This is a genomic window from Vibrio sp. QJM3NY_27, from assembly GCF_057785955.1.
On sequence record NZ_CM173511.1, the window covers coordinates 2304726 to 2317849 of the forward strand.

Sequence of the window (13124 nt, forward strand, 5' to 3'; positions counted from 1 at the left end):
GATAAATGACACAATCAACAACATAAACATCTGATATAAAAGAATTTACATTTAAAACAAAAACACAGAAAAACCGTAAAAATTAATTTTATTTATTATCTTTAAAATGGGTAGAGAATAAAAAACAAACCAAAAAATGCTCAATAAATAGACTAACTTAGTTTTTATTCAAGATGAAAAATTAAGAGATAGGTTTAGTAAGTGCGACAAAAAATTATTATTAAATTTTGATTGCAACGATTATTTGTATAATTAAAAATCGAACAACACTAATATCAAAACAAACGATTTTGGAAGAATAAGTAACTCCCAAATAAATTATAAAAACACCCAGCCCACGGTGACATGAAATATAACCAAGTGATATATCTACAATATTATAAAATCAAGAAAGGGGGATGAATTAGTTAAAGGTATGGTCATGTACGAGGAGGGGTTATAACAAGACAATAAGTAGCTCACTCAATCGAGTAAGCTACTGAGAGTTGTCTGTCGTCAATGACAAGAAAGTACTAGGAAGTCACTACATACCAACAAAGAAACTGATCACTAGCGCGTTGATCAAATCAACAAAGAAACCACACACTAATGGCACCACAATGAATGCTTGTGGGCTTGCGCCATAGCGGTGAGTTACCGCGGTCATGTTAACAATTGCAGTTGCTGTCGAGCCAAGAGTGATACCACCGAAGCCTGAACATATCACCACAGAATCATAGTTTCGCCCCATTAGGTAATAAACGACGAATATCGTAAACAGCAGTGAAAGCAGGATCTGGATACTCATGACAACAGAGATATAGCCAAACAGTCCATCGAGATCCCAGATACGCAGCCCCATCAAGGCCATGGTCAAGAACATACCTAAGCAGATATCAGAGATCATCGCTAAGCCTTTACGGCCTTGAGCAATTTTCTCTTGTGTACGACGCTTCTTGAACAATGCTCGACCAATGTTTCCTATGAGGATACCGGCAATTAAACAACTTACGAATAACGGCAGTTTTAGGCCCATCGAGTCGATAACTTCGCTCAGGCTGTAACCGAGCATCAGTGTTAAGTTGAGAATCAACCACGCCCATAAGACACCGTAATGGCTCAATTCAGTGCGAGTTTCACTTTCTTGGTATGCACCAACTGTCACTTCTTCTTCATTGGATGGACTCACTTTGTGCTTGTTTAGTAGGTAGTTGGCAATTGGACCACCAATCACACACGCCGCTATCAAACCAACCGTATTTGACGCCACACCTAGCTCTAGCGCGTTAGCAATACCGAACTCTTCCACAAACATTGGCGCCCACGCTAACGTTGTACCTACGCCACCGATTAAGCTAACAGAGCCCGATAACAAACCAGCTTTAGGATCCATTCCAAAGCCAGAAGCTACAGCCATCCCGACCACGTTTTGCAGAACGATAAAGACGGCAGCAAGAAACAATAGAATGAACAACGGTCGCCCACCCTTAATCAGTGTCTTAATATCCGCTTGGAGTCCGATACCAGCAAAAAAGTAGAGAAGCAAAAAGTCTCTGACATCTAGGCTAAAGGTGATTTGGATTTCAAAAATATAGTAAAGCGCCGCTACGGTCGCAGCACAAACAAAACCACCAATAACAGGCTCTGGTAGTGAATACTTTCTTAACACTTCAGATCGTTCAATCAGACCTTTACCGATAAACAGTAATGAAATCGCGATAGTAAAAGAGAGCATTGGAGAAACTAGGGTTTCTGTCATGGGGGAATGAATTCCTAATAGTTAGATTATTAATAATATTTCGTACTATTAATAATCTAGATTCATGCCAAAAGATCAAGCGTTTATCGATGATAAAAACACCAAATATGGTTCAATCTGCGACGGTATTAATAGAGGAAATAACTATAAAGGAGTGATTAAAGGAACTGATACTAGGGATGGATGTAGATGAAGTGAAATATAGGGGCTCTAAAACGAGAAAACCCCAGCATTTCTGCTAGGGTTTTGAATAGTGGTGGAAGGATGGGGATTTGAACCCCAGATACGCTATAAACGTATACTCGCTTTCCAGGCGAGCGCCTTAAGCCACTCAGCCATCCTTCCACAAATTGTGTGTTGAGCTTGTCACTCAACGAGGCGCTACTTTATTGATTCTGCTTGCTTTGGTCAAGGGGCATTGTCAAAAAAAGTGCCTTTTTCAGTTTGTTCGATTACAAATTAACTCATTAGATCAAAAACAAACCAAATTTCATTCTTTCGCTGCACTTACGCTTGTTGCTTTTCTTAAGCTTGTTGATAGTAGCCCGGAACTCGAAACCATTTACGGCACATATCTAAAAAGTAACCGTACAGCACGCCCATACCGCATGAGATCACAGCGTTACTGGTTACAGCCGTAACGATCTGGTCGCTTGAAGCACCAACCGCCAATAAAATACCAGCATACACAGGTGACTGGAACAACACGTAAGCTAAAAGGTCAGAAATATTCTTCATCAACGAACTTTGTGAAAGCTTTGCACCATTACGCAAGAACCAATCACGAAAAACACCATAAGGCCAAGCGATAGCAATGTTTACTGGGATAGATAACGTTCGAGAAGCGAGAGACTGCTCAAATGTCATACCAGAAATAAACACTTCTACGATCATGCCTGAAATAAAACAGAAAACGACCATAGCAAATGTATCCGCAGCTGCGTTTCGAATACAAAATGGACCACGAGACTTCATTGACGTTAAACCTAAAATATATCACTGCCTATTGAGTGAATTAGCAACATATAAACAAGGTGTATTTACACCCTACCAGATAATATCGCTATTAAACCATAATATTAGCAGTCATACATTTCAAATTAGAAATCAAGTTGTAAATTAACAACCAAAAACCACTTAAAAAGCAGTCACTTTCACCAAAAAATCACACCAAGGTCAAATAATAGACAATTCGTTATTTACTTTCTGTAATTAAACAACATCTAGGCCATAGGTAAATTTACAGTAATGATATTGATGACATCTTGTGTAGGTGGTACTCCTAAAGAAACCTGCTCTAGCGCTTTATCGACTTGTTCAGTAAGTTCAGCGTTGTTCATAGGTTCAACGTGGACACGTAGGCTCTCTAGTGCAAATTGAATCAGTTCTAGGTTGTTGTCTTCTAGCGCCACATACAGCGTCACTAACAGCTCTTCGGTGTTATCTTTATTTCGCAGATCAGGTTTAGGCAGTGACTCACTTTTACTTTTCGAGTTGTGTTTTTTTACATCCTGGCTTTCGAGAGCATCCGCTTTTACTTCATGGTATTGGTAAAGCTTATTTGAATAGCGGAACAACGCGTCATCCAGTTCACGCTCATCAATCGGCTTAGCGATAATGTAGTCCACACCCGCCCCCAGCATACGTTCGCGAGTCTCTTTAAAGACATCAGCCGTACAACCAAATACCAGTACCGATGACACATCACCTATCAAAGCACGAATCGCAGTGGTTGATTCAACGCCATCCATCACAGGCATATGGTTATCCATGAGTACCAAATCAAAGCGCTCGGCAACCACTGCTTGTATTGCAAGTTCACCATTTTCGACGCTCTTACAAGTGAAACCTTTGCTGCTCATGAAGGTTTCAATGATCACCGTATTCGTTCGGTTATCCTCGACAATCAATACTTTTAAGCCTGAGTAGTCCAACTTCTTATGTGGCAAACTCTCTATCTCACCAGGCTGACATGGTTGAATCTTCAATCGAACATCAAAGCTCGTGCCTATCCCTTCTTCACTGGTAACGGTAATACTGCCATCCATCAATTGGGCAATTTTCTTCACTATCGCTAAGCCAAGGCCTGTACCGCCAAAACGTCTTGTGGTCGAAGACTCCGCTTGTTCAAATGGTTTAAAAATACGCTTTTGAGCTTCTTTAGAGATACCAATTCCGGTGTCGCGAACTCGAATACTAAGATAGGTGTCACTCCCCTCTACGACTTCTTTCAGGTACACCTCGACAAATCCTCTGGAAGTAAACTTCACCGCGTTGTTCAATAGATTAAACAAGATTTGTCGTAGACGTGCTTTATCTGAGAAGTACCAACGACCAGAAGGCACCTCAGAGTACACTTTGAATTGCAGCCCTTTCTCGGAAGAGAGTGTGTAGTAGACACTGTTGATACTGCCGATGATCGAATCGAGTGGGAAGCGAGTCTCATCAAGATCCAGCCTTCCCTGCTCGATCTTCGAAAAGTCTAAGATCTCGTTGAGTAAGGTCATCATGTGATCACCGGACTCATACAAACTCTTAAGATGCTTCTCTTGTTCAGAATTTAGAGGCGTTTTAAGCAGGATCTGAGCAGTACCTAATACCCCATTCATAGGGGTGCGAATTTCATGTGACAGGGTCGCAAGAAAAGCAGTTTTAGCATTAGTGGATGCCTGAGCTTTAACCTTTTCCGCTTCAAGATAAATGGTCTTTTCGTTGAAGGTTTTAATCAAATGACCGATTTCGTCATCACTTGAGTAGTCAACATCGATGATTTCGCCTGCTTTCGAACTATCTACCTGTGCGGCAATCGTTGTAATTGGGCTAATCAAATAGCGGTTCAATAAGTAGTAACCCGCCATCACACAAAGTAGTAATAGCGGAACAATACCGCCCTCAATACTCATCACCTGACGAAATACTTCGTCTGCTACACGTGACTTAGAATTAACCACATCCACTTGCCAACCGAAATCACCAAATTGATTGCTACTGATGTAGATCCCTTCAACGAGATTGAAGTTATGCGAAACCAACACTTGATTGAGTTTATCTCTGAGCATAATGCCAAGATTGTATTCTTCGGCGTGGTTCTTGATAAAGCCTAGCAACTCTTCAAGCGAGAGATCCACCGTCGCAACGCCAGCAAAAATGCCGTCGTAATAATAAGGCGATGAAGCAGTAATCATTCGAACGTGTGTGTATGGGTCGATATACACATCGCTCCAAGAGATGGTTCCTTGTTTTTTGTTGACTACAGAGGTGTACCAATACTCTTCTTGATAAGGAACATTTTTAGGATTGTTGTAAGAAAACAGCTGATCAATTTTTCCATCGTCGGCTTTATTGAAAAAGTGGCTGTTAAGACGCTTTTTAGAGTCAAGCGCATAAGGTTCAGGCCAAATTCCGGCACTGACGATCGTATCGTCACTCGCCGCCAACATCGACTTAAAGAGCGGAATAACATCATCAGTGTTGTGATGTGCTTGAGCAAAGCCAACTAGACTATCTACAAAGCCTTGAGAGCTGCTGAGTGGCTCTGTAATCAATGCGGATAAAAGTTGTGTACGCAAGTCGAGGTTTTGTTGTAATTTGGCGCGCACAGGGGATTCTACGACGTAATACGTCACACTACCGACAATGGCAATAAACATCGCAAGGTATAACCCAAGCGCTACCATACTTTTTTTCTTTAAAGACGACCGTATCTGCATAATTCTTTTATTGTTTTCTTTTCTGTTAAACCTAGTGTTTATCATCCATGACATCAAGCCTTTTTAGATTGAAGCTTGATTGGCACAAGTTCATTGGTACTATAAGCGCAAATATGTTCCCTTTTACGGTACCTCACTTTGACTTTACAAGATATTCTTGCGCTTCCAGAGTTGGAAGGAAAGCTAATCACAGAACACAAAACAATGGGCTTTGTCACTGCAATGGCAGCGGCACCTAATGTGTTAACCCCTCATGAGTGGCTGCCGTTCTTATGGGGTGGTGAAGAAGTCGCACCTTTTACGGATGGTGAGCAACTAGAGAGCTACATTGAAGTTATCATCACGCTTTGGAATAAAACACGTCCTGAGCTAATTGAAGGAACGTGGGGGTGGCCTGAAGCTTGCCAATTGGATGATGCAGAAGTGGTGAATACCGCTGCTCGCGATTTCTGTGAAGGCTTGCTTCAAGGATGGCAGATCGCCCGTGATGACTGGGAAACATTGATGCCTGAAGAGAGCGAAGACAACGCACTCGTGGGCGGCGTGTTACTTTCACTGAGCATGCTTTACGATCCAGAAACGTCAATTGCAACACTTGCAGAGCAAGGCATCGAAGGCCTAGAGCAATTTGAAGAGATCTTTAACGCTGTTCCTGTAATGCTTTGCGGATTAACGCAGCGTGGTATTGCACTGGCTGAAGCTCAATAAAAGTTAGCTTTATACTGATCCAAAAGGCCTCACAATGAGGCCTTTTTTCGTTTTTGGACGAGATTAAAATAGTAGCTCTAGAAGCCTTTCCAATCGAAGTCATCAATTCGCTCGTCGGCGATATAAAATAGTTTAGTGCCGCTGCTGACAACTTGGTCTAGTTCTGGGTTAAGTTCAATACCACTCCCAGTATCAATCGCAATCAGCGTTGCTTTGTACTTCTCTTTAAACACAGAGAAAATAGGCGCGACGGTGACAGGCTCAGCATCTTCAGGGAAATACGTTGAATATTGTGTCATACCTCTTGTTGAGCTCAATAGCTCTTGATGAAGCGCACTTGAACCTGGGTCTACCGCAGCCTTTGCTAGCATCTCTGCACCCACAGCCGGAATACATTCAGAGTTTGGACAATGTTTGTGTAGCAGGTCGCTCAACGCTTCATCTTTAAAATAAACCAGTAAGTGAGCTTTCGGATTTCGGTTAGCACAGTAAAGTGCCGCAGACAGGGTAATGTCGTCTTCCGGGTTATCAATCAGGATGCAACTCGCAGACTCAATACCCGTTTTCTCCATCTCTTTGCCATCTGTGTAGCTGTTTACTTTGACGAAATTGATTTCGCCGGGTAACGGGTTTTCGATATCTGAACGAGTACATAATACGATTGGTCGCTTACCCGTTTCTTCGTGTTGCAGCATGCGGATGAGGTGAATAGTTCTTTGTTCATTCCATCCCAGCATCAAAATGTGGTTGTCCACTCTAACTCTCCTTTTCCCTAGCAAGCCCGCTCGCCAATATTCAACACCTTCTGTTGCCACTTTACCGAGTAATGCGGCAAAAAGGCTGAGTCCACCCGGAATCACAAATAGAATGACTATCCACTGCCCCGCAGCCGTGGTCGGTGACAAATCACCATAACCTACTGTAGAAGCCGTCACCACCAAGTAGTAAGCAAATACGGTAACCGAACTGGTTAAATCTGTTTCACCCGCCAAATACAACATCAACCACGATAGAGCTATGTAGCCAAGAAAAGTGAACAGTAAGTTTTTGCCATTCAAAACAAAGATGTTTGCTTTGATCCAGCGTTTGAGTTGTAACCAGATTATCATTCGAGCCCCAATCTTAATCTCTTACTTACATGCTAGAAAAAATACGCGATATCAACAAGATATATCATCAGAAAAAGATACATAAGAACAACATTGATATCGATAGCCAATATTCAGATACAAAAAAACCAGCACTCGGCTGGTTTTTCTCTTGATGGTAAAGCAAAACAGTGATTAAGCTGGACTGCTATATATCATCACGGCAACGAAATTAAGCGTTGCCTTTAACCTGTAGGTTAAGCTGTTCGGCAAAATCTAGCATGCGGTTCAATGGGATAAGAGACTTCACACGTAGTTCGTCAGAAACGAAAATTTCGTGTTGCTTACCACCATGCTCAAGTGCGTTTTCAATCGCTTCAAGGCCATTCATAGCCATCCAAGGACAGTGTGCACAGCTGCGACAAGTTGCACCAGCACCCGCAGTCGGCGCTTCAATCAGCTCTTTTTCAGGAACCAATTGCTGCATCTTAAAGAAGATACCTTTGTCTGTCGCGACAATCATCTGTGGATGAGGAAGCTCTTTCGCCTTCTTGATCAGTTGGCTTGTTGAGCCTACAGCATCAGCCAGTTCAACCACGCTTGCTGGTGATTCTGGGTGAACCAAAATAGCCGCTTCTGGGTAGACCGATTTCATTTTCTTCAAAGCATCAGCTGAGAATTCATCATGAACGATACACTCACCTTGCCAAAGCAACATGTCAGCGCCAGTTTGATTTGCAATGTAAGAACCTAGGTGGCGGTCTGGCCCCCAAATAATGGGTTTGCCTTCAGCGTCCAGGCTTTCAACGATTTCTAAAGCGATGCTCGACGTAACCACCCAGTCTGCACGAGCTTTAACCGCTGCAGAGGTGTTCGCGTATACAACCACGGTATGGTCGGGGTGAGCATCACAAAATTCTGCAAATTTGTCAGCAGGACAACCCAGATCAAGTGAACATTCAGCTTCAAGCGTTGGCATTAAAATGCGTTTTTCAGGGGTAAGGATCTTTGCAGATTCACCCATAAAACGAACACCAGCGATAATCAAAGTGCTTGCTGAATGACGGTTACCAAACTTAGCCATTTCTAATGAATCGCCAACGAAACCACCAGTTTCTTCTGCCAGAGCCTGAATTTCAGGATCGGTGTAGTAGTGTGCAATTAGAACTGCATCTTTTTCTTGAAGTAGTTTTTTGATGTTTGCGATGTGGGCCTGTTTCTGAGCGTCGCTCAATGGAACTGGCTTAGGCGGAAACGGGTAAACTGTATCGATTTTATCTAGTATATGACTCATTGCTCTTGCTCTACGCAACTTCTTCCGAGGATTAGAGTATTCTACACAGGACAGCGATGAGGATCAAAAAGGATTGGTTGCAAGTAGTGACTAGCTAATACTTAAAACGCATAAACAAGGCGATGTGTTGGCAGCATAAAGAAGATAAGTAGACACTAAACGGGAGTGCTCAGGTATAAAAAAGAGGTACCTGAGCACCCCTATTTTGTTTTACAAGTGGGTTTTAGCCACTTTAGCCGAAGCACTGTTTGGGTACTCGGTAACGACTTGTTGGTAATATTTCTTAGCTTGCGTCGCGTTATTGTTGCGCGCAGCTATGTCACCAAGCTTAACCAGCGCATCTGCTCGCTTGTTGGAGTCTTTGTACGACACAACAGCGGCAAAGCTCTTCACGGCTTCTTTATCTTGCTTCTTAGCGAAATAAAGCTGACCTAACCAGTAATGTGAGTTAGGTGTGAAGGTTGAATCTGGGAAGTCTTTTTGAAACTTTTGGAATGCTGCGATAGCGCCCGTGTAGTCTCGTTGCTTTAGAATCATATCTACAGCATTTTGATAAGCGGTTTGCTCATCGACATCAGTACTGAACGTACCAGAAGCGTCTTTAGAGCCTTCGCTCGCCGCTACTGCTACCGTTGCCGTTCCTGCTGCTTTCACCTCGCCTCTCACACGATCCAGTTCAATGAACAGTTCGCGTTGGCGCTCTAGCATTTGCTTCATATCGTAGCTGTTTCGTTCCAGCTCACCACGAAGTTCACTGATCTCCAGTGCCATGTCGTCGATTTGCTGTTGCATTTGAAGCTGAACGAGATTGCGATTTTGAAGCAGGCGCTCTAAACGCTCAATATCTGATTCGTTAGATGCAGACGCTGCTCGAGAGGAAGATGATGAATTGGTTGCGGTGCTATTGAGATCGGATACTGGAGCTGGTGCAGCGAACGTAGTGTTCGCTACACTTGCCAGTAACGAAAGCAAAATGACTCGCTTTGTGTTACTGAACATGAGGCAATTCCTCAATTATATAGTCTACTAAAATTAGTAAACTAGTACTGCGCGACGGTTTTTAGCGTACACATCTTCAGATTGACCTAGAAGAAGTGGCTTCTCTTCACCGTAGCTTACGATAGAGATTTGGTCTGCTTGAACACCTAGAGCTTGTAGGTATTTCGCTACAGCTTGTGCACGACGCTCGCCAAGTGCGATGTTGTACTCAGGAGTACCGCGTTCGTCAGCGTGACCTTCGATAGTAACGTTCATGTCAACGTTGTTGCTTAGGTAAGCTGCGTGAGCTGCTAGAATTTCTTCGTAGTCGCCAGCGATAGTAGAGTTATCGAATGCAAAGTAGATTGTTTGAGTTTCGCGTAGCGCTTGCTCTTTAAGCTCTTGCTCAGACAGTTGAGCGTTAGCATCAATTGGCGTTACAACAGTTGTGTCTACGTTGCCTTCTGAACCTGAAGTTGTTTGGTTGCTTTCAGTACCTGAAGTTGCAGATGTTGCTTCATCAGTTGAGCTACATGCCGTTACTGCCATCACTGGTAGTGCAATCATCAAGCCTTTAAGAACTTTGTTAAGTTGCATCTTTTTTTCCTTACGTTATCAAACTTAGTTTCTACAGCGACTAAGTGCTATAGATAGTTAATTGCCACAATAGTTAACACTATCAATAGCTAAAAGAATGTATCACTTTAACTAGAGGAACGGTGACCATGCAGGCGCTCTTACACGTCCGTTGGTTGCCGGTAATCTAGCTTTGAAACGGCCATCGATAGAAACCATCGATAGTACGTTTGTTTTGTTGTAAATAGAGCTATAGATAACCATACCCCCATTTGGTGCAATACTTGGAGATTCATCTAACAATGTCTTTGTTAGCACCTGAACCGCACCGGTTTCCAAATCTTGCTTAGCCAAGTTGAAGCCTGAATTACTGCGATTGACCATGATTAGGAATCGACCATCAGGGGTGATCTGGCCACCTAAGTTTTGGCTACCTTGCCAAGTAATACGAGAAGTCGAATTATTGGACAAATTTACATTATAAATCTGTGGTTTACCACCACGATCCGATGTGAAAATAAGAGACTTGCCATCTGGGTGCCAGAATGGTTCCGTGTTATTAGAACGGCCACGAGTAATTTGAGTCAGCTTACGGCTAGCAAGGTCAAGTGTGTACACCTGAAGGCTGCCTGTTTTAGACAATACCAATGCCAATGTTTTACCATCTGGCGAGAATCTTGGCGCACCATTATGACGAGGGTATGACGTTACTTTCTCACGCTCACCCGTGTAAATATTCATGATGAATATTTCAGCTTGGCCATTTTGGAAACTCACATAAGCAAGCTTTTTACCGTCTGGTGACCATGCCGGTGACATTAGTGGTTGCTTAGAACGAAGCACCAAGCGCTCGTTAAACCCATCGTAGTCAGCAACACGAAGTTGGTATGGGTATTTATCTTTGTCGTTCACTACCACATAAGAAATACGAGTTAAGAACGCACCTTTCTCGCCAGTCAGTTCTTCATAAACTAAATCAGAAATACGGTGTGCATACTCTCTCAAGCGTTTACCAGGAACTGTCGCTTTCTTATTGAACAACACGTGGTCTTTAGAAAGTACCAGTTGGCCCTCATCACTTAACGCACGGCTTTGTCCTTTGGTCAGTTGACCACGAACAATGTCAATCAACTGGTAGTTGACTACATATTGCCCTTCGGCATTTTTAGTGATGCTACCTGTTAGCAATGAATCAACGCCTAAGTTAGTCCAAGCATCAAAATCCACCTCACTTTCGCTGTAAGGCGTCTGTGGCATCTTGCTTGTTGCAACTGGGCTGAATTTACCACTGCGTTGTAAATCAGAAGCAATAACTGCTGATACATCGTGTGGCAATTGTTCTGCACCTTCCCAACGGAAAGGGACAATAGCGATAGGTCTTGCGGAGTTAATACCGTCTGTAATAACAATTTCTAATTTTGCAAAAGCAGAGCTAGAAAAAATACATGCCATAACAAACAGGCTCTTGAAAAAGTTACCTTTAAGCATAAGTTATCCATTTCTCATTATGGGATGAACCGAAAGTCAAAATCTCGGAATATTTGTTGTAATGATGAGTCTTGTGGAAAATCGAACTCTCTCGCTTTAACTGTAGCAGCCTGTGCTGCTGAGCAAAGCTGGCGATTTCCGCTAACTACCGAAACCCTTCTCACTACAGCTTTATTACCACCAGTTGGTGTCAACTGAATGTTAAGAACACACTCTTGACCACGGAAGGAGTCTTCCATCAAAAGGTTTCGTTGTACTGTTTGTTGATAAATTGATATATATCGAGCCTTTTCATCTTCTAAATGCTGGTTCAAAGCAGTGTTGTTATTGCTTTGTTCAGTCTCCAGTCCAGCAAAGATGTCGTTCAATGCTGCTTCTTGCTGTTTACGTTCTTTTTCAGCTCTTGCTGCAGCTTCTTTTGCTTTACGCGCTTTCTCCGCTGCGGCTGCCGCTTCTTTCTCTTTCGCTATACGTTGCTTTTCAGCACGTTCAGCGGCTTCTTTTTCTTTACGAGCTTTATCTGCAGCTTCTTTCGCGGCCTTTTCTTTTGCCACGCGTTCTTGTTCAGCTTTAGCTATCGCCACTTCTTTGGCTTTGCGCTCTTTTTCCGCTTTCACAACCGCTGCTTCTTTCAATTTACGATCAGCTTCTGCTTTAGCGGCTTTCTTTTGTTCTTGCTTTAAACGAGCCTCTTCAACTTTACGTTGTTTTTCATTTTCAACTCGACGCTTTTCCGCTTCGCGAGCGGCTTTCGCTTCTTTAGCTTGCTTTTCTTTCAGCTTTCGAATGTTCTCTTCTTCAGCTTTACGATTTTTTTCAAGTCGTTCGCTTTCACGTCTTAGTTTGTCTAGACGCTCTTGTTCTTTCTTACTCGCTGCTTCTCTTTGTTGACGAATCTGTTGAGCTTGTTGGCGAACCAACTGAGGATCAATCACCACAGCTTGAACCATCTGCCCAGTAGGCTTTGGTTCCGACATCGTGAAATCCGCCCCCCAAATAAGCGCAACGAATAAGATGACGTGCAGCCCAAGAGAGATAAGAAGCGGTGATCTAAAATTATTGGATTTCTTATTATTCGCTTTCATGAATGCTACGGAGCTATTCCCTTATATCCGTTAATAGGCCAACCTTTGGCACACCTGCACGGCTTAATTCATCAAGTAATAAAACCACTTCAGCGTAAGGCGTTGCGGCATCACCACCAACCGCCACTGGAGAGTTTGGCTTAAGAGACAGCTCGGCTTTCACTCGGACGATAATGTCTTCCATTGATAAGCCACGCTGTACTTCTTCGTTATTCACACTCAAACCAAGCTCACCGTCTTTGTTCACTTCAACGATAATAAAGCTCGCATTGTCGTCACCCAATAGATCTTGTGCAGACTGAGCCGTTGAAGCCTTAGGCAATTCAACGTCTACGCCTTGAGTAACGAATGGCGAAGTCACCATAAAAATAATCAGCAAAACAAGCATAACGTCGATGTAAGGTACAACGTTAATCTCTGCTGTCATTTTGCGTTTTTTAGGTTGGTATCCGGCCATCT

General features: G+C 42.9%; 11 protein-coding genes and 1 tRNA gene. 1 reads left to right on the forward strand and 11 read right to left on the reverse strand.

Annotated elements, in window-relative coordinates; all coding sequences use genetic code 11:
* Positions 1 to 523: 523 nt before the first annotated feature.
* The 4 genes from gltS to AC3CIA_RS10255 form a co-directional block, all read right to left on the reverse strand.
* Positions 524 to 1738 (reverse strand): sodium/glutamate symporter, encoded by a 1215-nt coding sequence (gene gltS, locus AC3CIA_RS10240; RefSeq protein ID WP_017083923.1) that lies wholly within the window; start codon positions 1736 to 1738, stop codon positions 524 to 526.
* Positions 1739 to 1992: 254 nt separating this feature from the next.
* A tRNA-Ser gene (locus AC3CIA_RS10245) sits at positions 1993 to 2083 on the reverse strand.
* Positions 2084 to 2263: 180 nt separating this feature from the next.
* Positions 2264 to 2713: an L-alanine exporter AlaE gene (locus AC3CIA_RS10250; RefSeq protein ID WP_017105736.1), complete on the reverse strand. Its 450-nt coding sequence runs from the start codon at positions 2711 to 2713 to the stop codon at positions 2264 to 2266.
* 248 nt (positions 2714 to 2961) lie between these two features.
* Entirely contained in the window at positions 2962 to 5448 is a 2487-nt protein-coding gene (locus AC3CIA_RS10255; RefSeq protein ID WP_474356315.1) for a hybrid sensor histidine kinase/response regulator, read from the reverse strand.
* Positions 5449 to 5586: 138 nt separating this feature from the next.
* On the opposite strand from AC3CIA_RS10255, the gene AC3CIA_RS10260 reads away from it, so the two are divergent.
* Positions 5587 to 6156 carry a UPF0149 family protein gene (locus tag AC3CIA_RS10260; protein WP_102541105.1) on the forward strand — a complete coding sequence of 190 codons (570 nt, stop codon included), beginning with the start codon at positions 5587 to 5589 and terminating at the stop codon, positions 6154 to 6156.
* 77 nt (positions 6157 to 6233) lie between these two features.
* On the opposite strand, the gene AC3CIA_RS10265 is transcribed toward AC3CIA_RS10260, so the two are convergent.
* The 7 genes from AC3CIA_RS10265 to tolR all read right to left on the reverse strand — a co-directional run bounded on the left by AC3CIA_RS10265 (position 6234) and on the right by tolR (position 13122).
* On the reverse strand, positions 6234 to 7265 hold the full coding sequence (locus AC3CIA_RS10265; protein ID WP_054547305.1) for a potassium channel family protein: 1032 nt from the start codon (positions 7263 to 7265) through the stop codon (positions 6234 to 6236).
* Between the two features lie 211 nt (positions 7266 to 7476).
* Positions 7477 to 8538, reverse strand: a complete 1062-nt coding sequence (gene nadA, locus AC3CIA_RS10270; RefSeq protein WP_146455881.1) for a quinolinate synthase NadA — start codon at positions 8536 to 8538, stop codon at positions 7477 to 7479.
* Between the two features lie 210 nt (positions 8539 to 8748).
* Positions 8749 to 9537 carry a tol-pal system protein YbgF gene (gene ybgF, locus AC3CIA_RS10275; protein WP_488518085.1) on the reverse strand — a complete coding sequence of 263 codons (789 nt, stop codon included), beginning with the start codon at positions 9535 to 9537 and terminating at the stop codon, positions 8749 to 8751.
* A gap of 33 nt (positions 9538 to 9570) precedes the next feature.
* The gene (gene pal, locus AC3CIA_RS10280) at positions 9571 to 10113 is read right to left on the reverse strand and encodes a peptidoglycan-associated lipoprotein Pal (RefSeq protein ID WP_004736484.1); all 543 of its coding nucleotides are present in this window, start codon (positions 10111 to 10113) and stop codon (positions 9571 to 9573) included.
* 111 nt (positions 10114 to 10224) lie between these two features.
* Positions 10225 to 11580, reverse strand: coding sequence for a Tol-Pal system beta propeller repeat protein TolB (gene tolB / locus AC3CIA_RS10285; RefSeq protein ID WP_425609817.1), 1356 nt, complete (start codon positions 11578 to 11580; stop codon positions 10225 to 10227).
* A 17-nt stretch (positions 11581 to 11597) separates the two neighbouring features.
* Positions 11598 to 12665 carry a cell envelope integrity protein TolA gene (gene tolA / locus AC3CIA_RS10290; RefSeq protein WP_017085870.1) on the reverse strand — a complete coding sequence of 356 codons (1068 nt, stop codon included), beginning with the start codon at positions 12663 to 12665 and terminating at the stop codon, positions 11598 to 11600.
* A 13-nt stretch (positions 12666 to 12678) separates the two neighbouring features.
* Positions 12679 to 13122, reverse strand: a complete 444-nt coding sequence (gene tolR, locus AC3CIA_RS10295; RefSeq protein ID WP_004736481.1) for a protein TolR — start codon at positions 13120 to 13122, stop codon at positions 12679 to 12681.
* Positions 13123 to 13124 lie beyond the last annotated feature (2 nt).